The organism is Castellaniella sp. GW247-6E4 (assembly GCF_040276065.1).
GTDB lineage: Bacteria > Pseudomonadota > Gammaproteobacteria > Burkholderiales > Burkholderiaceae_B > Castellaniella.
This window is the reverse complement of record NZ_JBELOI010000002.1, coordinates 168347-189184: the sequence shown is the minus strand read 5'-3', so window position 1 is coordinate 189184 and position 20838 is coordinate 168347. Positions and strand designations below refer to the sequence as shown.

15 protein-coding genes are annotated in these 20838 nt (G+C 66.9%); 7 read left to right on the top strand and 8 right to left on the bottom strand.

What is annotated here, in order from left to right; all coding sequences use genetic code 11:
* Positions 1-3: 3 nt before the first annotated feature.
* Together ssb and ABS761_RS03990 are read right to left on the bottom strand one after the other, a co-directional pair.
* Positions 4-492, bottom strand: a complete 489-nt coding sequence (gene ssb / locus ABS761_RS03995; RefSeq protein WP_350406791.1) for a single-stranded DNA-binding protein — start codon at positions 490-492, stop codon at positions 4-6.
* A 136-nt stretch (positions 493-628) separates the two neighbouring features.
* Positions 629-1825, bottom strand: a complete 1197-nt coding sequence (locus tag ABS761_RS03990) for an MFS transporter (RefSeq protein WP_350406790.1) — start codon at positions 1823-1825, stop codon at positions 629-631.
* Positions 1826-1911: 86 nt separating this feature from the next.
* On the opposite strand from ABS761_RS03990, the gene uvrA reads away from it, so the two are divergent.
* Positions 1912-4767 (top strand): excinuclease ABC subunit UvrA, encoded by a 2856-nt coding sequence (uvrA, locus tag ABS761_RS03985; protein WP_350406789.1) that lies wholly within the window; start codon positions 1912-1914, stop codon positions 4765-4767.
* Between the two features lie 12 nt (positions 4768-4779).
* Here the strand turns inward: uvrA and ABS761_RS03980 are convergent, their stop codons facing one another.
* The 3 genes from ABS761_RS03980 to ABS761_RS03970 are packed head-to-tail and all read right to left on the bottom strand — an operon-like array spanning position 4780 to position 7637.
* Positions 4780-5907: a deoxyguanosinetriphosphate triphosphohydrolase gene (locus ABS761_RS03980; RefSeq protein ID WP_350406788.1), complete on the bottom strand. Its 1128-nt coding sequence runs from the start codon at positions 5905-5907 to the stop codon at positions 4780-4782.
* Between the two features lie 3 nt (positions 5908-5910).
* On the bottom strand, positions 5911-6999 hold the full coding sequence (aroB, locus tag ABS761_RS03975) for a 3-dehydroquinate synthase (protein WP_350407052.1): 1089 nt from the start codon (positions 6997-6999) through the stop codon (positions 5911-5913).
* Positions 7000-7022: 23 nt separating this feature from the next.
* On the bottom strand, positions 7023-7637 hold the full coding sequence (locus tag ABS761_RS03970; RefSeq protein WP_350406787.1) for a shikimate kinase: 615 nt from the start codon (positions 7635-7637) through the stop codon (positions 7023-7025).
* Positions 7638-7754: 117 nt separating this feature from the next.
* Between ABS761_RS03970 and ABS761_RS03965 the strand changes: the two genes are divergently transcribed.
* The 4 genes from ABS761_RS03965 to ABS761_RS03950 all read left to right on the top strand — a co-directional run bounded on the left by ABS761_RS03965 (position 7755) and on the right by ABS761_RS03950 (position 14757).
* Positions 7755-10190 (top strand): penicillin-binding protein 1A, encoded by a 2436-nt coding sequence (locus ABS761_RS03965; protein WP_350406786.1) that lies wholly within the window; start codon positions 7755-7757, stop codon positions 10188-10190.
* A 2-nt stretch (positions 10191-10192) separates the two neighbouring features.
* On the top strand, positions 10193-10357 hold the full coding sequence (gene lptM, locus ABS761_RS03960; RefSeq protein ID WP_350406785.1) for an LPS translocon maturation chaperone LptM: 165 nt from the start codon (positions 10193-10195) through the stop codon (positions 10355-10357).
* Between the two features lie 19 nt (positions 10358-10376).
* Positions 10377-11648 carry a diaminopimelate decarboxylase gene (gene lysA, locus ABS761_RS03955; RefSeq protein ID WP_350406784.1) on the top strand — a complete coding sequence of 424 codons (1272 nt, stop codon included), beginning with the start codon at positions 10377-10379 and terminating at the stop codon, positions 11646-11648.
* Positions 11649-11874: 226 nt separating this feature from the next.
* The gene (locus tag ABS761_RS03950; protein ID WP_350406783.1) at positions 11875-14757 is read left to right on the top strand and encodes an EAL domain-containing protein; all 2883 of its coding nucleotides are present in this window, start codon (positions 11875-11877) and stop codon (positions 14755-14757) included.
* 17 nt (positions 14758-14774) lie between these two features.
* Here the strand turns inward: ABS761_RS03950 and ccsB are convergent, their stop codons facing one another.
* The 3 genes from ccsB to ABS761_RS03935 all read right to left on the bottom strand — a co-directional run bounded on the left by ccsB (position 14775) and on the right by ABS761_RS03935 (position 19030).
* Entirely contained in the window at positions 14775-16133 is a 1359-nt protein-coding gene (gene ccsB / locus ABS761_RS03945; protein WP_350406782.1) for a c-type cytochrome biogenesis protein CcsB, read from the bottom strand.
* An 11-nt stretch (positions 16134-16144) separates the two neighbouring features.
* The gene (locus ABS761_RS03940; RefSeq protein WP_350407051.1) at positions 16145-18136 is read right to left on the bottom strand and encodes a cytochrome c biogenesis protein ResB; all 1992 of its coding nucleotides are present in this window, start codon (positions 18134-18136) and stop codon (positions 16145-16147) included.
* Positions 18137-18334: 198 nt separating this feature from the next.
* Positions 18335-19030 carry a c-type cytochrome gene (locus ABS761_RS03935; protein ID WP_350406781.1) on the bottom strand — a complete coding sequence of 232 codons (696 nt, stop codon included), beginning with the start codon at positions 19028-19030 and terminating at the stop codon, positions 18335-18337.
* A gap of 147 nt (positions 19031-19177) precedes the next feature.
* Here ABS761_RS03935 and yihA point away from each other — a divergent pair, with 147 nt between their 5' ends.
* On the top strand, positions 19178-19801 hold the full coding sequence (gene yihA, locus ABS761_RS03930; protein ID WP_350407050.1) for a ribosome biogenesis GTP-binding protein YihA/YsxC: 624 nt from the start codon (positions 19178-19180) through the stop codon (positions 19799-19801).
* Positions 19798-20814, top strand: a complete 1017-nt coding sequence (gene hemB / locus ABS761_RS03925) for a porphobilinogen synthase (protein WP_350406780.1) — start codon at positions 19798-19800, stop codon at positions 20812-20814. Before yihA ends, hemB begins: the two co-directional genes overlap by 4 nt.
* Positions 20815-20838 lie beyond the last annotated feature (24 nt).

Here is a 20838-nt window from a genome sequence, read left to right as displayed (position 1 = left end):
GTCCTAGAACGGAATGTCGTCGTCCATATCGGCCAGATTGCCGGCCGGCGCGGCGGCCGGGGCCGCCGGCCGGGCCTGCTGCTGGGCGGGGCGACGCGCCGGGGCCGGCGCCTGGCTGAAGCCGCCGCCATCGCCCGCGCTCTCGCCGCCACTGTCGCGTCCGCCCAGCATCTGCATCTGGTCGGCCACGATTTCGGTGCTGTAGCGATCGGCGCCGGTTTCCTTGTCCTGCCATTTACGGGTCTTGAGCCGGCCCTCGACGTAGACCGAGCGGCCCTTGCGCAGGTATTCGCCCGCGATCTCGGCCAGGCGGTTGTAGAACACCACGCGGTGCCATTCGGTTTCCTCGCGGCGTTCGCCGCTGGCCTTGTCCTTCCATTGGGAGGTGGTCGCGATCGACACGTTGCAGATCGCCGCACCGTCGGGACTGTAGCGGACCTCGGGATCGCGGCCGAGGTTGCCGACGAGGATGACTTTGTTGACGGAGGCCATGATGTGGATCCTGTGAAGAATTGCTCGTGCGCCTATTATCGGCGAAGCGGATCGCCAAGTGGCGCCTGATTGCTGTCAGCCGGATATTATCGCCCAGTGCGCAAGGTACGTAAAATTGTCAGGCACCGGCCCACCCTCACTTTGGATCGCGGAACCCGCGCGCAGTGTACAGCCAGACCACGGCCAGCATGGCGCTGGTCCAGAATACCGCCGCGGATCCCCCCCAGCGCACCAGCATGCCGCCCAGCACGCCGCCGGCGAACACCCCCAGGGATTGCGCGGTGTTGTAGAACCCCAGGGCCAGTCCCTTGTAATGGGGCGGGGCCGCGCGCGACACCAGCGAGGGCTGCAGCGCCTCGAGAATGTTGAAGGCGACAAAGAACCCCACCAGGGCCAACACCGCGGGATAAAACGCGCCCTCCAGCCAGGGCAGCAGGCCCAGCACCACGGCCAGCCCCAGCACCGCCCACTCGAGGGATGCCTTGTAGGCCTTGTGCCTCTCGATGTAGAAAACCGCCGGCACCATGAACACGAAAGAGGCAAGTATCACCGGTAGGTAGACCTGCCAGAGGCTAGAGGAGTCGTAGCCGCCGAGCCGGCCCAGCAGGCCGGGCGCCACCATGAACAGCGCCATCAGGATGAAATGCAGGCAGAACACGCCGAAATTCAGGCGCAGCAGATCCTTGTGGCCGAGGACGTCGCGCGCGGTGGCCTGCACGATGTCGGCCTCGGAGCGCGGCACCGGGGGCACGAAGAACATGGCGATCAGCAGGCAGAGGAAGCCCAACAGGCTGATCGCCCAGAACAGGCCCGAGAGCCCGAATTCGCCCACCAGCACGGGCGAGAGCACCAGCGAGAGGGCAAAGGAAATCCCGATTGAGCCGCCGACCAGGGCCATGGCGCGCGTACGCACCTCGGGCCGCGTGGCGTCCGCGATCCAGGCCGTGATCGCCGCGGAGACAGCGCCCAGCCCCTGGATGACGCGACCCACCGTGACCCAATCGACCGAAGAGGCCAGCGCACACACCACGCCGCCCAGGACGAACAGCAGCATGCCGAACACGATCACGGGGCGGCGGCCATAGCGGTCGGAGGCCATCCCCAGCGGAATCTGCATCGCCGCCTGGGTCAGGCCGTAAGCACCGAGGGCCAGCCCGACGCGCGCGGGATTGTCGCCACCCACCAGGGTGGTCGCGGCCACCGCAAAAATCGGCGTCAGCAGGAACAAACCCAGCATGCGGGCGGCAAACAGCACCGCCAGCGACAGGCTGGCACGCCGCTCGAGGGGCGTCAGCTTCAGGACCGGGGCCCTGGCGGAGGACGGATTGGACATGGTGGACTGAGTTCGCGGTTCGAATCAAGGGGGGGTGCGCGTTATAGTAGCAAGTTGGTCTTTGAAAAACCTGAATCCCCCACGGCATGGAAGCCATACGCATTCGCGGCGCACGCACGCACAACCTGAAAAACATCTCGGTGGACCTGCCACGGCGCAAGCTCGTCGTGATCACCGGGCTATCGGGTTCGGGCAAATCGTCCCTGGCCTTCGACACCCTGTACGCCGAGGGCCAGCGGCGCTACGTCGAGAGCCTGTCGGCCTACGCGCGGCAGTTCCTGCAAATGATGGACAAGCCCGACGTGGACGTCATTGCCGGCCTGTCCCCCGCGATCGCCATCGAGCAGAAGGCCGCGGGGCACAACCCGCGCTCGACGGTGGGCACCGTGACCGAGATCCACGACTATCTGCGCCTGCTGTATGCGCGCGTGGGCACGCCCTACTGCTCCGAGCACGACCTTCCCTTGCGCGCCCAGAGCGTGAGCCAGATGACCGACAAGGTCCTCGCGCAAGCCGGCGAGCATCGCATCGCAATCCTTGCGCCCATGGCCCGGGACGCGGACGGCGACCTGGCGGCAGAATGCGCGCGGCTGCTGGCCCTGGGTTATGTGCGCGTGCGCATCAGTGGCGAGATCCTGACCCTCGACCCCATGCCCGAGCTGCCGCATGCCGGACCCTATGACCTCGACGTGGTCGTGGACCGGCTGCGCGCACGCGCCGACAATCGCCAGCGGCTGGCGGAATCCTTCGAGACCGCCCTGGAACTCACCGACGGGCGCGCCATCGCCCTGGACCTGGACGACGGCACGGAACAGGGATTCTCCAGCACCTATGCCTGTCCGGTCTGCGCCCGGGGGCTCGCCGACCTCGAGCCTCGACTGTTCAGTTTCAACAACCCGGCCGGCGCATGTCCCACCTGCAACGGCCTGGGATCGGTCGAATCCTTCGACCCACGCCGCGTGGTGGCCTTTCCGGAACTCAGCCTCGCGGGCGGTGCCATTCACGGCTGGGATCGGCGCAATGCCTTCACCCACACCATGATGCGCAGCCTGGCGACGCACTACGGCTTTGACCTCGAGACCCCGTTCGAGCAACTGGGCGCGGACCTGCACCACCGGATCCTGCACGGATCGGGGACCGACGAAATCCCCTTTCTGTATCTCGGCGCGGACGGGACCGCCTCGGTGCGCAAGCATGTCTTCGAGGGCGTGATCCCGAACCTCGAACGGCGCTGGCGCGAAACCCATTCCAACGCGGTGCGCGAGGAGCTGGGCAAACTGCGCCACACCACGGCCTGCCCGGACTGCGGCGGTGCCCGCCTGCGCACCGAGGCCCGCAACGTCCTGATCGGCAACGACCCCGGGCCTGGCGAGCGGCGCGGTCTCGCGATCTACGAGGTCGAAGCCCTGTCGCTCGCCGACTGCCGCCGCTGGTTCCAGGACCTGGCCCTGCACAGCGCGCGCCGCGAGATCGCCGAGCGCATCGTGCACGAGATCAGCGCCCGCCTGGACTTTCTGGACGATGTGGGCCTGGGCTACCTGACGCTGGACCGCGGCGCCGATACGCTATCCGGCGGCGAGGCCCAGCGCATCCGCCTCGCCAGCCAGATCGGCTCGGGGCTCACCGGGGTGATGTACGTGCTGGACGAGCCCTCGATCGGCCTGCACCAACGCGACAACCACCGCCTCATCCACACCCTGCAGCAGCTGCGCGATCAGGGCAACAGCGTGATCGTGGTCGAACACGACGAGGACATGATCCGCGCCGCCGATCATATCCTCGACATGGGCCCGGGCGCGGGCGAACACGGCGGCCAGGTGATCGCCCAGGGCACGCCCGCCGAAATCGCGGCCGAGCCCGCCTCGCTCACCGGCCAGTACCTGTCCGGCGCGCGGCGCATCGACATTCCGCCCCGCCGGGCGGTCACCGAGGACCAGGCCTGGCTGCGCATCACGGGCTGCCGCGGGCACAACCTGCAGTCCGTGGACTTGGCCATCCCGGCCGGACGCCTGACCTGTGTCACCGGCGTTTCCGGGTCCGGCAAATCCACGCTGATCAACGACACGCTGGTCGCCGCCGTGGCGCGCGCCCTGCACCGCACACAGGCCGAGCCGGCCCCCTACGACCGCCTCGAGGGCCTGGAGGCCTTCGACAAGATCATCAGCGTCGACCAAAGCCCCATCGGACGCACGCCGCGCAGCAACCCCGCCACGTACACCGGCCTGTTCACACCGATCCGGGAACTCTTTGCCGGCGTGCCCGAGGCGCGCCTGCGCGGCTACGATCCCGGCCGGTTCTCGTTCAACGTCAAAGGGGGGCGCTGCGAGGCCTGCCAGGGCGACGGCGTGGTCAAAGTCGAGATGCACTTCCTGCCCGACATGTACGTCCCCTGCGAGGTCTGCCAGGGCCTGCGCTACAACCGCGAGACCCTGGACATCCGCTACCGGGGCCGCAACATCAGCGAGGTTCTCGATCTCTCGGTCGCCCAGGCCCTGGACTACTTCGACGCCATCCCCACGGTCGCGCGCAAGCTGCACACCCTAGCGGACGTGGGGCTGTCCTACATCCGCCTCGGCCAAAGCGCGACGACGCTGTCGGGTGGCGAGGCCCAGCGGGTCAAGCTGTCGCAGGAGCTCTCGCGGCGCGGCACCGACCGCACTCTGTACGTGCTGGACGAGCCCACCACCGGCCTGCACTTCGAGGACATCGCCGTGCTGCTCGACGTGTTGCGCCGCCTGGTCGACGCGGGCAGCACCGTTCTGGTGATCGAGCACAACCTGGATGTCGTCAAGACCGCCGACTGGGTCGTGGACCTCGGTCCCGAGGGCGGTGCCGGCGGCGGCCGCATCGTGGCCCAAGGCACGCCCGAGACGGTCGCCGCAGTCCGCGCAAGCCACACCGGCCGCCATCTGCGCGCGCTGCTGGACCGCCAGCCGGCCTAGTGTCCTGCTCGGTCAATCCATCACGAAAATCGCGCGGTGCTCACGGATGGCGTAGCGATCGGTCATGCCGGCGATGTAGTCGGCGATGGCGCGCGCCTGGGCGACCGGATCCTCACGGCGGTATTCGTCGGCCAGCAGCCGCGGATCCTCGATAAAGGCCTGGAACAGCTCGCGCACGATGCGTCGCGCCTTGGCGGTCATGCGGATGACCTGCGAATGGCGGTACAGGTTGTCGAGCAGGAATTTCTTGAGGGCATCGGCCTGCGCGCGGATATTGTCCGAGAACGCCGCCAGCGGTGGGCCCGCGCGCACCTCGTCGACCGAGGCCGGCTGCAGCTCGGCGATGCGCGCCCCCGTCTGGCGCGTCAGGTCCAGCACCAGCGTATTGATCATCGCACGGATCACCTCTGAGACCAGACGCTTTTGTTCGGCGTTGGGGTGGAGGCGGCGGACCTGGGCATAATGCACGGCGAATATTTCCAGGCGCTGCAATTGCTGCACCGTAATCAGGCCCGAGCGCAGGCCATCGTCGATGTCGTGGTTGTTGTAGGCAATCTCATCGGCCAGGTTGGCGAGCTGGGCTTCCAGCGAGGCTTGGGTGCCGTTCAGGAAGCGCTCGGCCACCTCGCCCAGCAGGCGCGCATGGCGCCGTGAGCAATGCTTCAAGATGCCCTCGCGCGTCTCGAAACACAGATTCAGTCCGTTGAAGGCGGCGTAGCGCTCCTCGAGTTCGTCGACTACGCGCAGGCTCTGCAGATTGTGCTCGAAGCCGCCCGCCGCGGGTGCCAAGGTCCGCATGCAGGCGTTGAGCTCGTCCTGTCCCGCGTGGCCGAAGGGCGTGTGGCCCAGGTCGTGCGCCAGGGCGATCGCCTCGATCAGATCCTCGTGCACACCCAGGTTGCGCGCGAGCGAGCGCGCGATCTGGGCCACCTCGATGCTGTGGGTCAGCCGCGTGCGAAACAGGTCGCCCTCGTGATTGAGGAATACCTGGGTCTTGTATTCAAGCCGCCGGAAGGCGTTGCAATGGATGATGCGGTCGCGGTCGCGCTGAAAGGCATTGCGTCCGACCGGCGCGGGTTCGGCATGGACCCGGCCGCGCGAAGCGTTCGGATGGCAGGCATAGACCGCGAGCGTCGGCACGGCTCAGCGGCCCTCGATCAGCCGCCCGGATGCCAGCATCGGACGGACCTGCTCGTCCGCGACCCCTTGGACAGTGGCCTGGCCGAGTGCGGGCAACAGCACATAGCGGATCACGCCGCCCTCGGCTTTTTTGTCCACGCGCATCAGGTCCAGCCAGCGCTCTATGCCCAGGTCGGGCGCACGCACCGGGCAGCCGATTGCCGCCACCAGGCCGCGGATGCGTTCAACCACCGTGCGGTCCAGGCCATGGACCCGGGCCGACAGCTCGGCCGCCATCACCATGCCGCAACCCACCGCCTCGCCGTGCAGCCACTGGCCATAGCCCAGTCCGGACTCGATCGCGTGGCCAAAGGTGTGGCCGAAATTCAGGATGGCGCGCAAACCCGATTCCCGCTCGTCCTGGGACACCACCCACGCCTTGAGCTCGCACGAGCGGCGTATGGCGTGGCTCACCGCCTGCGGGTCGAGGGCGCGCAGGGCCGGCGCCTGCGCCTCGCACCAGTCGAAAAATTCGGCATCGGCGATCATGCCGTACTTGATGACCTCGGCCAGGCCCGCCGAGACTTCGCGCGCGGGCAAGGTGACCAGCACGTCGGTGTCGATCTCGACGGCCAGCGGCTGATAAAAAGCGCCGATCATGTTCTTGCCCAGCGGGTGGTTGATGGCGGTCTTGCCGCCCACCGAGGAGTCCACCTGCGCCAGCAGTGTCGTGGGCGCCTGCACGAAGCGCACGCCGCGCATATAGCAGGCCGCCGCAAAGCCGCACATATCCCCCACCACACCGCCGCCCAGGGCCACCAGCACCACCTTGCGGTCAAGCTGCGCGGCCAGCAGGGCGTCGAAAATCCGGTTGAGCGTCTGCCAGGTCTTATGGTCCTCGCCATCGGGCAGCTCGATCGTGAGCACGGGCTTGCCCGTCGCAGCCAGCGCGGCGCGGGCGCGCGCGCCGTACAAGGCCGCGACCGTGTCGCTGGTGACCAGCGCGACCGCCGTGGCATCAGCCGGGATACTGGCGGCCAGGGCATCGAGCCGGCCGGAGGCGATATGGATCGGATAGGCGCCGCCCGGGGTGTCGACCCGCACGGGGCCCACTGGACGATTTTTGCGCAGCGCGCTCATGGCCGCGCGTCCTCCTGTGCCTGGTAGTCCAGCAAGTGCGGCAAGAGGCTGCGCAACACCTGCGAGGCCGGCATGTTGCCAGTGTCCAGCGTGATGTCGGCGACGCTCTCGTATAGGGGTTCGCGCTGGGCGATCAGCTCGGCGATGCGTTGGCGCGGATCCGAGGCCTTGAGCAGCGGGCGGTTGCGATCGCGCGCCACGCGCCGAAAGAGCTCGTCCACGCCCGCGCGCAGGTATATCACCCGCCCGCGCGCCTTGAGGATCTCGCGGTTCTCGGGGGCCAGCACGGCGCCGCCGCCGGTCGCCAGCACATAGCCCGAGCGCTGCGAGCACTCATCGAGCAGCGCGGTCTCGCGTTTGCGAAAACCGGCCTCGCCCTCGATATCGAAGATCAGGGCGATGCGCACCCCACAGCGGGCCTCCATCTCGTGATCCAGGTCGAGGAACTTGCGCCCCAGAGCGTGGGCGAGTTGGCGCCCGATCGTGGTCTTGCCCGCGCCCATCATGCCCACCAAGATGATGGGGGGCTGCGAACCCGCGCCCGACACAGCGGGGCGTTCGGCGTCGTTTCCTGCGGAATCAATGTCCATGAGGGGTAAAGTCGCTTTCATTTGCGTGTATTATCGCATTTGCGGCCCGGTAGCCGAGGTGCGGCCCGCATCATCCAGTTACATTGACTCCGCGCACATTTCCTGGCCCGATCGCGCTTGGGCTTAAAATCGCCCCTGATGAGCTCTCAGAAACAATCTTCCTCCGCACCGTCGCCGGCGCGTTCCTGGCTGTCACGCTTCATCCTCAAGTCCGTGGTCTTCGTCGCCGGCCTGGGCCTGTGCGGCGCGCTGCTGGGCACGCTCGCCTTGGCGCTGGCCTGGCCGAACCTGCCCGACCTGAGCGCGATGATCGATTACCGGCCGCGGGTGCCGCTGCGCATTTATACCTCGGATCAGGTCCTGATTGGCGAGTTCGGCGAGGAACGCCGCAACGTTTTGCGCTTCGACGAAATCCCGGACATCATGAAATCCGCGATCCTCGCCGCCGAGGACGACCGTTTCTACCAGCACGGCGGGATCGACTGGGCCGGCGTGCTGCGCGCGGCGCTGGCCAACATCGTCAACATGTCCAAGACCCAGGGCGCGAGCACGATCACCATGCAGGTGGCGCGCAATTTCTACCTGTCCTCCGAAAAGACCTACACCCGCAAGTTCTACGAGTTGCTGCTGACCTTCAAGATCGAGGCCACGCTGACCAAGAACGAGATCCTCGATCTCTACATGAACCAGATCTTCCTGGGCCACCGGGCGTACGGCTTCGCCGCCGCCAGCCGCACCTACTTCGGCAAGCAGCTCTCGGAGATCACGGCGGCCGAGGCGGCGATGCTGGCCGGCATCCCCAAGGCGCCCTCGCGTTTCAACCCGATCTCGAACTTCAAGCGGGCCAAGGCGCGGCAGGCCTACGTGCTGGGGCGCATGCGCTCGCTGGGCTACCTGACCGAGGACGAATACCAGCAGGCGGTCGCCCAGCCCATCGAAATCAAGTCCGCCGCGGGCACGCCCACGGGCCGCTATGCGGTGCACGGCGAATACCCGGCCGAGCTCGCCCGCCAGCTGCTCTACGGCGTCTACCAGGACGACATCTATTCGCGCGGTTTCAATATCTACACCACCATTCACTCCAAGGACCAGGAAGCCGCCTACCTGGCGCTGCGAGAAGGGGTTCTGGACTACACGCGGCGCGCGCCCTATCCGGGCCCCGAGGGCTCGGTCGAGCTGCCCGACGGCATCGAGAACCAGCCTGAAGCGCTCGACGAGCTGCTCGACTCGGTTCAGGAAAAATACCCTGACAACGGCGACCTGCTGGCCGGCGTGGTGCTGTCGGCCAGCCCCACCGAGGTCAAGGTCGCGCGCAGCGCCGCCGAGATCATCGACATCACGGACAAGCGCGCCCTGCGCGTGATCGCCCGCGGGCTGACGCCCAAGGCCAAGCCCGAGCTCCGCCTCGAACGCGGATCCGTGGTCTATGTGCACAAGCGGCCGGAATACTGGGAGCTGATCAACAAACCCTCGGTGCAGGCGGCGCTGGTCTCGGTGCGCGCGCAGGACGGCGCGGTCGCCGCGATGGTGGGGGGCTTCGATTTCGAGGAAGGCAAGTTCAACCGCGTCACGCAGGCGTGGCGTCAGCCGGGCTCGTCCTTCAAGCCCTTCATCTACGCCTCGGCGCTCGAACGCGGCCTGACCCCGGCGACCCAGATTTCCGACGAGCCCTTCTCGCTGACCGCCGAGCAGACCGGCTCCAAGGCCTGGAACCCCAAGAACTACGGCCGGGCATACGAACCCATGCTCACCATGCGCCAGGGCCTCTACAAGTCCAAGAACATGGTGTCGATCCGCATCATGCAGGCGGTCGGCCCGCAGTACGTCCAGGACTACGTGACACGCTTCGGATTCGACCGCTCGCGCCAGCCCGCCGTGCTGCCCCTGGCCCTGGGGGCGGGCAGCGTCACGCCGCTGCAGATGGCGGGCGCCTACGCGGTCTTCGCCAACGGCGGGTACCGCGTCCCACCCTACCTGATCGACCACGTGACCGACAGCAGCGGCAAGGTGATCATGCGGGCACGGCCCACCGTGGCCGGCGACACCCTGGCGCGCGCCATCGACCCGCGCACCGTCTATGTGATGGACGACCTGCTGCGCGGCGTGGCCACCTACGGCACCGGCGCCAGGGCGCACCGCGAGCTCAAGCGCAACGACATCGGCGGCAAGACCGGCACCACCAACGATTCGCAGGACGCCTGGTTCGCCGGCTTCACGCCAAAGCTGGTGGCCATCGCCTGGATGGGCTTCGACCAGCCGCGATCCCTGGGGTCGGGAGAGACCGGGGGCGGCGCCGCCCTGCCGATCTGGCTGGACTACATGCGCGTCGCCCTGGCTGGCCAGCCCGAGATTCCGCCGGGCCCCATGCCCAGCGGCCTGTCACGCATCGACGGCGAGTTCTACTTCAACGAATTCCCGCCCGGAACCGCCATTGCCCGCGTCGGCCTGCCGGCGCCGGGCGACCTGCCATCCGGCGCGCCCGCCCAGGACGGCATCGGCAACCTGCTCGATCAACTCGGCGCCGACACCAGTGCCGGAAACAGCGATACTCAACCGACCCGGGTCCCGTTCTGATCATGTCCACTGCACCGCGCCGCCTCGGCCTGACCGTCCTATTGGCCTTTTTCCTATCGGCCTGCGGCATGAAGGGCCCCCTGACCCTGCCGCCGCCGCCCGCGCCTGATCCGGGGCTCACCGCGCCGCCCTCCGTGGCGCCCGCGCCCACCCCCGTCAAACCCTAGCCCGGCCACAGGACGCCCCATGACCGTCGCCCCGCAGTTCCAATTCAAGAACGGCGTCCTGCACGCCGAAGACATCCCGCTTCCCGAATTGGCGGATCAGTACGCCACCCCGCTGTACGTCTATTCCCGACGGGCGCTGCGCGAGGCCTGGGAGCGCTACGCGCGCGCCATTGCCGGGCGTAATGCCCTGATCTGCTACGGCATGAAGGCAAACTCGAACTTGGCCGTGCTGCACGAATTCCAGCGCCTGGGCGCGGGCTTTGACATCGTCTCGGGTGGGGAACTGGCGCGCGCGCTGGCCGCCGGCGCCGCCCCAGGAAAAATCGTGTTCTCGGGCGTAGGCAAGCAGGCCTGGGAAATCCGGCAGGCCTTGTCGGCGAACATCAAGTGCTTCAACGTCGAATCTGCGGCCGAGCTGGAGCGCCTGGCCGACATCGCCCTCGAGATGGGTCTGCGGGCGCCGATGTCGCTGCGGGTAAACCCCGACGTCGACGCCCACACCCACCCCTATATCTCGACCGGGCTCAAGGAAAACAAGTTCGGCGTGGACATCGCCGCCGCTCCCGCCCTGTACCGCCAGGCCATGCAGCACCCGGGGCTCGACATCGTCGGCGTCGACTGTCACATCGGTTCGCAAATTCTCGAGATCGCCCCCTATCTCGACGCCCTCGGCAAGCTGATCGACCTGATTCTCGAGCTGCGGGCGGACGGCATCGAGCTGCGCCACCTGGACCTGGGCGGCGGCCTGGGCATCCGCTACACTGACGAGACCCCGCTGGACCCCGCCGACCTGCTCGATCCGGTCTTCTCCACACTCGAGGCCCGCGGCCTGGGGCATCTGCAGCTCATTCTCGAGCCGGGACGCTCGTTGGTGGGCAATGCGGGCATCCTGCTGACCCGCGTCGAATACCTCAAGCGCACCCCCGTGCGCAATTTCGCGATCGTGGACGCCGCCATGAACGATCTGATGCGCCCGGCCCTGTACGAGGCGTGGCACGACGTCGAGCCCGTGGCGCCGCGCGCAGGCCAGACGAACCGGGTCTACGACATCGTGGGTCCGATCTGCGAGAGCGGCGACTGGCTCGCCCGCCAGCGCGAACTGCCGATCGAGCAAGGCGACCTGCTGGCCATCATGTCCGCGGGCGCGTACGCGTTCTCGATGGCCAGCCAATACAACGCCCGCCCGCGCGCCGCCGAGGTTCTGGTCGACGCCGATCAGGCGCACCTGATCCGACCGCGCGAATCCATCCAGGACCTATACGCATCCGAGCGGATTCCGGCGCGGGGCTGAGCCCGCCGCGCCGACGCCGCGACCCGCCCGCGCAACCGGGCGGCCTCCTAGCTTCCCACGAGGCCAGGCCTCATAATAGGCATAAAGAATTCCCGGACGCGGCCGTTAAACGGGCATCGTGCCGGTTACGCCCAGAGGGCGGAGAAACCTGACATCTCGTCCTATGGCGCCCAGCAAATCCTCCCTTCTCCCCTCCCGAGCGCGGACCACCGGATATTGCGCACTCGTGTCGCGCCTGATCGCCTACTACCTGACGCCGCTGGCCATCCTGCTGGGCACCGCGGTGGCGCTCTTCGCACTGAACAACCTCTATCCCGACACCGCCGGCACCCCCCTGGCAATCCGGGTCCTGCCCGATACCCAGGCGCCCCCCGAGACCGCGGCCGAGGCGCTGGGTCTGCTGGACGCCGCCCCGACGCGCTACAGGGCCAGGCTCGAGACCGAGCCGGCCTGGTTCCTGGTGGAAATCCCCGCGAAAAACACCCAGGCAGGTCCACAAGTCCTGAGCCTGCCCAACCCCCACGGACTGTCGCTATCCTGTTGGGATGCGGCAGCGCTGTCCCAGCCCATCGGCACGCTGGCGGGCGATGCGGCCGACGGACAGCTCCGGCTCGGCCTGGACGGGCCAAAAATCGGCCTTCAGGGCCTGGCGCGCCCAGGGCGTCTCATCTGCGAGACCCAGTTGGCGATCGCCGGCGACATCTCGGCGGACCTCTGGCAAGGCGCGGCGCTGTCCCAGTCCGCCAATCGGCTGTCGCGCGCCATCGGGCTGGCCGAAGGCGGACTGCTGACCCTCGCCCTGTTCATCGCGATCATCGCTCTGACCAACCGGGAATGGCTCTACATCCTCCTGGCCGCCTGGCTGATCGGCAACCTGCGCCTGGGCGCCTGGGTCATGGGCTGGGACATGCAGTGGCTCGGCCACACGATTCCTCCGGACCTCATGCCGGGGCTGCGCAAGGGCACGGCCGTGGCCTACTACATTCTCACCTGCAGCCTGTTCACTCGCCTGTTCGACCATAGCCTGACCGCGAATGCCCGTGCGAAAGTGCTGCTGGCGGCCCGCACCAGCAGCGTTGCCCTGATCGCGGCCGCGCTCGTGCTGCCCTACGAGTGGTTCCAGCCCGTCCTGTTCCTCGCGGCGTGGCTGGGTTCCGGGCTGATCACCGTCACGCTGCTCTATGCGCTGTTGCGCTCGCCATCGCGCATCTGGCTATGGCACATCACAGGCCTGTGCCTGGCCCTGGCCACCCTGCTGCTGGGCCTGGTGCTGACCGCCCTGGGCCAGGGCGGCAGCATCGACACGCTGGCCGGCGCCACCATCCTGATTGCGGCCGGCGTCATGATCGCCCTGGCCGCGGCCGAGCACATGCGCGAAGAACGCCAGAGCGGCTTTCGCGCGCGCAACGAGCTGATTGTCGCCGACACCCTGATGCCGTTTGGCCTGTTCACGCTGAATTCCAGCCATCTGTTCGAGCATGCCAACGCCGTCGCGCGCCAGAGCCTCGGGCTGCCCGACGAGCAGGACTACCGCGGCCGGCCCTGGGCCGACTTCTTTCCCGTGCAGGACTGGCACCAGGTCGCCCGGAACACCGAGCTGGGCGTCGAGACCGAGATCCGGATGCTCCCGCACCTCACGCAGCCCGGCCCGGCGCGCAGCTTCCTGCTGCGCGCCACGCTGGCCGGCGGCCAGGTCGAGGGCTCGTTGCAGGACATCAGCGCACGCGCCGAGACGATCCGCAAGCTGCGCCTGATGGCCGAGAACGACCCGCTGACCGATGCACTCAACCGCCGCGGCATCGAGAGCGCCACAGAACAGTGCATCACGCAGCTGGTCAACGAGGGCACACCCTGCGCGCTGGCCTTCCTCAGCCTCGACCACCTCAAGCACATCAACGACACCTTCGGACACACCGCGGGCGACGAGCTCCTGCAGATGGTGTGCGAGCGCCTCAAGTATTCCCTCAACGAAAGCCAGCGCCTGGGCCGCGTGGGCAGCGACGAATTCGTCATCCTGTTCCCCAAGCTGCGCGCGAGCGAGGCACGCCATATCGGGCAGGACATCATCGACAGCCTGAACGGCTCCGCCCTGTACATCGGCAACCGCGCCTTCCAGATCAAGAGCGCGATGGGCATCATCGACATCCATCAAAACATGAATCCCAAGGATGCGATCTCGGCCGCCAGCCGGGCGTGCCGCGACGCGCGCAAGCAGCACACCGAGATCATGCTGTACGAGGAGAACGCCAGCGAGCTCTTCGACCACATCGAGGAACTGCGCCTGTTCGACCAGCTCGAGGCCGGCGCGAACCCGCGCGACATCTACCTCGAGATGCAGCCCATCATCTCGTTGAAACACCCGCTGCGCACCCTCAACATCGAAATCCTGTTGCGCGCGCGCAGCTCGGACACGACCAGCATCAGCACCAGCAAGATCATCCAGGCGGCCGAGGACAACGGCATGATCGGCACGATTGACAAATGGGTGTTTTCGGCCACCCTGGAATGGATGACGCGCCATCAGGGCAAACTGTCGCGCACCCAGCAGGTCAACGTGAATCTCAGCGGCGTGTCCTTGAACGACGACAAGTTCATCGACGTGCTCTTCGGCATCCTGAACCGCCACCCGCAGCTCACGCGCCGCCTGTGCATCGAGATCACCGAGGGCGTGGCGCTGCAGGACCTCGAGCGCACCCGCCAATTCATGCGGCGCCTGCAGCGCATGGGCGCCAAGGTCGCGCTCGATGACTTCGGCGCGGGCTACACCTCTTTCTCGTACCTGAAGGAGCTACCCGTCGACATCATCAAGATCGACGGCTCGCTGATCCGCGACATGATCAAGAGCGAGGCCAATATCGCGATCGTCAACAGCATTGTTGAACTCGCCCACAACCTCGGCATGGAATGCATCGCCGAATGGGTCGAGGATGTCCCGACCCTCGAGGCCCTGGTCGGCATGGGCATGGATCATGTGCAGGGCCACATCCTGTCGGCCGCACGCCCGCCATCGGAGATCCTGGCCAACCAGACGGTCTTGCCCCTGATCGCCGACGAACGGGCCCGGACCTTCATCCAGGTCCTGTCCGACCGTCACGAGCATATCGTCTGATCCCGCGCGCGACGGCCTTACAGTTCGCCGTAGGAGTGCAGGCCCGAGAGGAACATATTCACGCCGAGGAAGGCAAAGCTGGTCACCAGCAGCCCGCCCAGGGCCCAGTACGCCGCCATGGTGCCGCGCAGCCCCTTCATCAGGCGCATGTGCAGCCAGGCCGCATAGTTCAACCAGACGATCAGGGCCCAGGTTTCCTTGGGATCCCACTGCCAGTACGTGCCCCAGGCATCGGCCGCCCATAGCGCGCCCAGGATGGTGGCCACGGTAAAGAACGCGAAGCCCACGGCGATGGCGCGGTACATGATGTCGTCGAGAATCTCGAGCGAGGGCAGGCGGCGCGCGATCGGCGCGCGAAACATGAGAATGCTGCCCACGATCAGCGCACCGATGCCGAAATACAGCATCCAGGTCGCCGACAGCTCGCGTGAACCGAACACCATGGGCTCGGCGCACAGCACGGCCCCCAGGGCAAAGACCGGAATCAGCCGGCGCCACTGCGTGGTCTCGCCATGCTCTTTGACCAGGTAGGCGAATCCCACCATCGCGGCCAGGCTGAAAGTGCCATAGCCGATGAAATTCGCGGGCACGTGCAGCTTCATCCACCAGCTCTTCAGGGCGGGCACCAGGGGCTGGATCTGATAAGCGTCGCGCGTGAAGGAATACCACAGCAGGAACACGACCGCCGAACTGATCACCAGCAGCACGAAACCGCCCAGCGCGCGCGTGGCGTAGCGGCGCTCGTAGTACAAGTAGAACAGCGCCGTGATCAACGAAAACAGGACAAAGACCTCGTAGAGGTTGCTGACCGGAATGTGGCCGATGTCCGGCCCCAGCAGATGCCCCTCGCGCCAGCGCACCAGCAGGCCGGTGACCCCGGCATAGACCGCTCCCCAGGTCAGCACCGAGCCCACCCACGCCGCCGTGCGGCTGGCAAAGCCGATCCAATAGCTGACCGTCGCAAGGGCGAACAAGGCGCACATCCACAGGATGGCGGATTGCGAGGACAGCAGGTACTTCAGCAGGAAGTTCGTTTCGGCGCGCCCCAGATCGCCCTGCAGCAGCACGCCCGCCGGGCTGTAGAGCCAGATCGCCAGCAGGGCCGACAGGCCGCTGGCGATCATCAGCGTGCGCAGGGGCCGCCATAGCCAAGCCATCCAGCCAAAGAGACCGACCGCCCCCACGAGGATGAGCTTTTCGTAGTAATCCATGAACTGGCCGTAGGACGCCAGCACATAGGCCGCCCCCACCGCCAGGGCCAGGAAGAACGCAATGTCGGTCCAATCGGGCCGGCCGCGCCGGCCGCGCCGATCGCCACTGGAGGACATGGCATCCTCCCAGGTGGGCAGCTTTGAACGGATGACGGATTCATTCATGACGATTACCCCTAGTCTCCAGGATCGGTGCCCTGGGCAAACAGACGCTGCAAGGCGCCCTTGAGCCGCTGGAACTCATGATCGAAGTCCAGCGTACGCCGCTGGGAGGTCATGGCGGCAAGCAACTCGCTGCCCCCGGCCCCCGGTCGGATCCACACCCAGACGCGGCGCTCGCGGATGTAGAACATGGAAAACACCCCGATCACCAGCAGGATGCAACCCAGATAGACGGTGGTCTTGCCGGGGCTGCGGGCCACCTGGAAGACGCTCGCCTGCACCTGCTCGAAGCCGCTCAGCTGCAGGGCGACCGGCGCCGGATAATCGGGCAGGCTCGTCAGCCCCAGGACCGCCAGGCGCATCCATTGGACCTCGCGCTCGCCATCGGCGCCCTGGTAATCCACGGGCGGCTCGCCCACCCGGCGACGCGCCGCGTCGCGCAGCTCGGTGAGGCCCAGTTGGATGATCGGGACAGCGAAGTTCAGGATCTTTTCCCGCTCGGCCTCTGGCGCGGATTCCAGTATGCCATTGAAACCGCGCTCGGAGAACGTCTGCAGGGCGCCGCGCGCCGCCTGAAAGAGCAGGCCGCGCTGCTCGCCCTCGGGCGCGTTGATCTCGGCAAAGCGCTGGGCGGCCGCCTCGCGCAAGGTGACATCGGCCAGGGCCTCGCGCAGCCGCATGAATTCGCCCATGGTGCCCTGCGAATCCGCCGGGATGCGCAGATAACGGTAGGGCTCGGACGCATTGCGGCGCATCCCCAGCAGGAACATGGGAAACCCATCGATCGCCACTGGCAGCATGTAGTTGCTGAACTCGTGCGCCTGGCCATCGGCGCCGATCACCTGGTACTGGACGCTGGGCCCGATGTTGCGCAGGCCGTCGTTGCGCTGCCGAGCTGCGCTGCCGGTGACGGCGGCCACGTGGCCGACCATCCCCGACGGCTGGGGCAGCGCCCCATCACCCATGTTCTCGACATTGATCACCCTCAGGCCGGTGAAATCCACCTTGAACGCGCCGGCACCCTGGCCCAGCGAGGTTTCCCGGCCCACGTTCCCCTCGAGCTCGGTCGGCGCGCCCGTGCCGGTCAGCGGCCAGACCCGCAGCTTGAGCGTGCTGCCGCCATCGTCGAAGCTGGACTGATAGACCGTCACCCCCTTGTAGTGCAAGGGCTCGTTGACCCGGATCGTCTGCTTGAAGTGGTCTCCGCTGGCCAGGTCCGTGACCTCGACGTCGCTGCGAAAGTCGCTGGGCATGCCCGTGTCGTAATAATCCACGTAGAAGCGATCAAGCTTCAGCGAGAACGGCAGCGGCTGCAACAGCACACCCTGGCCGTAGGACACGATGCCCATGCTGCTCTGCTTGCCGTCGGGCACCAGCATATTGGCGCGGAAACTGGGGTTGCGCGCCGGCAAGCGCCCCGATTCCGGCACGTCGGCGATCAGCATATTGTCGGTGATCGGCTGCTTGTCGAGCATCCAGGCCTGCAGGCGCACCGGCAGCTCGCTGTCCAGCAACCCGCCCAGGCATATGACGACGATGGCCACGTGGGCAAAAATATAGCCCAGCCGATTGGCACCGCCTTTCTTTGCGGCCACCATCAGGCTGTCGCCGTCCTCGCGGACACGATAGCGGAATCCTTGGTCGCGCAGCAGCGCGCCGACCTTGCGATTGGCCTGCGCCACGTCGTCGCCGGCGTGCAGTTCGACCCGATGGTGGAAGGCGCGCAGGCTCGAGCCGCGCACGTATTCCCGGAAAGAGCGCGCGTCGCGGATCATCTTGGGGGCGTTGCGCAGCACGCACAGGGTGGTCGACACCACCAGGAACCCCATGATCAGCAGGAACCACCAACTGTTGTAGATATGCCAGATCGAAAACCGGTCGAAGACCGCGAACCAGAACGGTCCGAACTGATCGACGTAGGTATTGACCGCCTGGTTCTGCGGCAACACCGTGCCGATCAGGCTGGCCACGCATATGAAGACCAGCAGGCTGATGGCAAAGCGCATCGAGCCCAGCAGCTCGATCACATCCGCGCCTCGTATGCGAAAACTGGAAGTCGGCTTCACGGCAATCCGATTCTGCAAAAAAAAGGGAGGTGCGCTTGCGCGTGCCCCCCTCGATTTATATGTCAATCAAAAAACGATACATCGGATTGCGGCCGGGCCCCCCGATAACCCTGGCCGCAATACGGAAACGTCCCGCGTCTAACGCAGGCCCGCGGCGTAGTCGGCCACCGCGGCGATATCTTTGTCGTTCATCCGGTCGGCGATGTCGTACATGATCTCGTTGGCGCGATCGCCACTGCGGAAAAGCTTGAGCTGGTCGATCAGGTACTCGGGATGCTGCCCCGCCAGGCGCGGGAACTCGCCGGGCAGGCCGGCCCCGTTGGCCGAGTGGCAAGCGGCACAGGCCGGCACCTTGCGATCGACCAGGCCAGCGCGCCAGATATGCTGGCCACGCTCCATCGTGTCCTCGCGGGTCGCCGTCGCGGCCGTGGCCGGCTCGAGCTTTTGCAGCGACAGATACAGGGCGACGTTCTGGATGTCCTCGGGGGTCAGGCCGGCCGCGATCGCGGTCATGATCGAGTCCGCCCCCTCGTGGCCGCGCCGCACCGCGGGCGCGTCGCCCTTTTTCTGGAAGTCGACGAGCTGCTTGGCGATGTACTCGTGCGACATCGCCGCGAGGTTCGGATTCATGGGAATGGTGCTGTTGCCGCCCTCGCCGTGACAGGTCACACAGGCCAGCACGCCGCGCCCCATGTCGCCGTTGACGAACAGATGCTCGCCGGCTGTCGCATCGGGCCGGGCGACGCCCTCATCGGCGGCCAGGGCTAGGCTCGAGAGGGTGCCGGCAAAAACCAGGCCGGTGGCCATGACCATTCTGGAGAGCATGCGATTCATGAAGTCCTCGATTGTTATTCGATCACGACGCGACATGGCGCCATCACGTCCGCGCCAACGATCCTGCGTGCTTCGCGACAGACGGCGCAACAAGTTCAATTCGAAATTATACAATAGCCTTTGACCATTACTGAGACCGCACCCGCCGTGTCCATCCTGCATCGCGCCCGCTTCACGGTTTCGGCCGCCCGTCTCGAGCAATTGCCCGCGCCTACGACCGCCGAGGTGTGCTTCGTCGGGCGTTCGAATTCGGGCAAGTCCTCGGCGATCAACGTGCTGACGAACCAGCGCCGGCTGGCGTTCTCGAGCAAGACCCCGGGCCGCACCCGGCTGATCAATCTGTTCGGCATCCCCGACCCCGTCGAGGAGGGCGCCTGGCTGGGCTTCCTGGTCGATCTGCCGGGCTACGGCTACGCCGCGGTCGACAAGGCCGCACGCGAGGAGTGGGCCGAGGTGCTGGGGGCGTATCTGCACGAGCGCAGCTCGCTCGCGGGGGTGGTGTTGCTGATCGACATCCGGCGCGGGGTTACCGACCTCGACCGGCGGCTGGCGCACTGGATCGCCCTGCGCGGCCTGCCCACCCTGGCCCTGCTGACCAAGGCCGACAAGCTGCCCTACGGTCAGCGGGTGCGGACCACCGCCCAGGTGCGCAAGGATCTGGCCGAGATCGGCACCCTCGTGGCGCTGCCCTTTTCGGCCACCCACAGGATCGGCCTGGACGAGGCCGGAACCCATATCGAAAACTGGATTTCACCCAAGGTCGTTCCATGACGAAATTTCTGCCCCACACCGATTTCCCCACTGTCCGCCTGCGCCGCAACCGGCGTGACGACTTCTCGCGCCGCCTGGTGCGCGAGAACGCCCTGTCCACCGACGACCTGATCTACCCGGTCTTCGTCTGCGAGGGACAAAAGGTCCGCGACCCGGTCGCCTCGATGCCCGAGGTGCTACGCCATTCGCCCGACGAGCTGCTGCGCACCGCCGAGGACTGCCTGGCCCTGGGCATCCCGGTGCTGGCCCTGTTCCCGCACATCGACCCGGCGCTCAAGACCCCCGACGGGCTCGAGGCCACGAATCCCGATGGCCTGATCCCACGCACGATCGCCCTGTTGAAATCCCGCTTCCCCGAACTAGGCGTGCTGACCGACGTGGCCCTGGACCCCTACACCAGCCATGGCCAGGACGGCCTCATCGACGCGCAGGGACAGCTCCTGAACGAAGCCACGGTCGAGGTCCTGGTGGGCCAGGCCCTGGCCCAGGCCCAGGCCGGCGTCGACATCGTCGCCCCCAGCGACATGATGGACGGCCGGATCGGCGCCGTGCGGCACGCCCTGGACGAACAGGGCCGCATCCACACCCGCATCATGGCCTATTCGGCCAAGTACGCCAGCGCCTTCTACGGACCATTCCGCGACGCGGTGGGCTCGGCCACGAGCCTGGGCGCCGCCGACAAGGCGACCTACCAAATGGACCCGGCCAACCGGCTCGAGGCCCTGCGCGAGGTCGCCGCCGACATCCGCGAGGGCGCCGACATGGTCATGGTCAAGCCCGGCCTGCCCTATCTGGACGTGCTGCGCGAGGTCAAGGATGCCTTCGGCATGCCGACCTACGCCTATCAGGTCAGCGGCGAATACGCGATGATCAAGGCGGCCTCGGCCAACGGGTGGCTGGATCACGACAAGGTCATGATGGAATCGCTGCTGGCGTTCAAGCGCGCGGGCGCCGACGGCATCCTGACATATTTCGCCATGGCGGCGGCGCGCAAGCTGCGCGGCGACCGCTGAAGGCCGGCCGCCGCATCCGTGGCG

Excerpts from the sequence above, each read along its gene's own strand:
- hemB (WP_350406780.1), top strand. The coding sequence starts at position 19,798 with ATGACGAAATTTCTGCCCCACACCGATTTCCCCACTGTCCGCCTGCGC.
- ccsB (WP_350406782.1), bottom strand. The coding sequence starts at position 16,133 with ATGAATGAATCCGTCATCCGTTCAAAGCTGCCCACCTGGGAGGATGCC.
- ABS761_RS03940 (WP_350407051.1), bottom strand. The coding sequence starts at position 18,136 with ATGCGCTTTGCCATCAGCCTGCTGGTCTTCATATGCGTGGCCAGCCTG.
- ABS761_RS03935 (WP_350406781.1), bottom strand. The coding sequence starts at position 19,030 with ATGAATCGCATGCTCTCCAGAATGGTCATGGCCACCGGCCTGGTTTTT.
- ABS761_RS03970 (WP_350406787.1), bottom strand. The coding sequence starts at position 7,637 with ATGAAAGCGACTTTACCCCTCATGGACATTGATTCCGCAGGAAACGAC.
- ABS761_RS03965 (WP_350406786.1), top strand. The coding sequence starts at position 7,755 with ATGAGCTCTCAGAAACAATCTTCCTCCGCACCGTCGCCGGCGCGTTCC.
- ssb (WP_350406791.1), bottom strand. The coding sequence starts at position 492 with ATGGCCTCCGTCAACAAAGTCATCCTCGTCGGCAACCTCGGCCGCGAT.
- lptM (WP_350406785.1), top strand. The coding sequence starts at position 10,193 with ATGTCCACTGCACCGCGCCGCCTCGGCCTGACCGTCCTATTGGCCTTT.
- lysA (WP_350406784.1), top strand. The coding sequence starts at position 10,377 with ATGACCGTCGCCCCGCAGTTCCAATTCAAGAACGGCGTCCTGCACGCC.
- uvrA (WP_350406789.1), top strand. The coding sequence starts at position 1,912 with ATGGAAGCCATACGCATTCGCGGCGCACGCACGCACAACCTGAAAAAC.
- ABS761_RS03990 (WP_350406790.1), bottom strand. The coding sequence starts at position 1,825 with ATGTCCAATCCGTCCTCCGCCAGGGCCCCGGTCCTGAAGCTGACGCCC.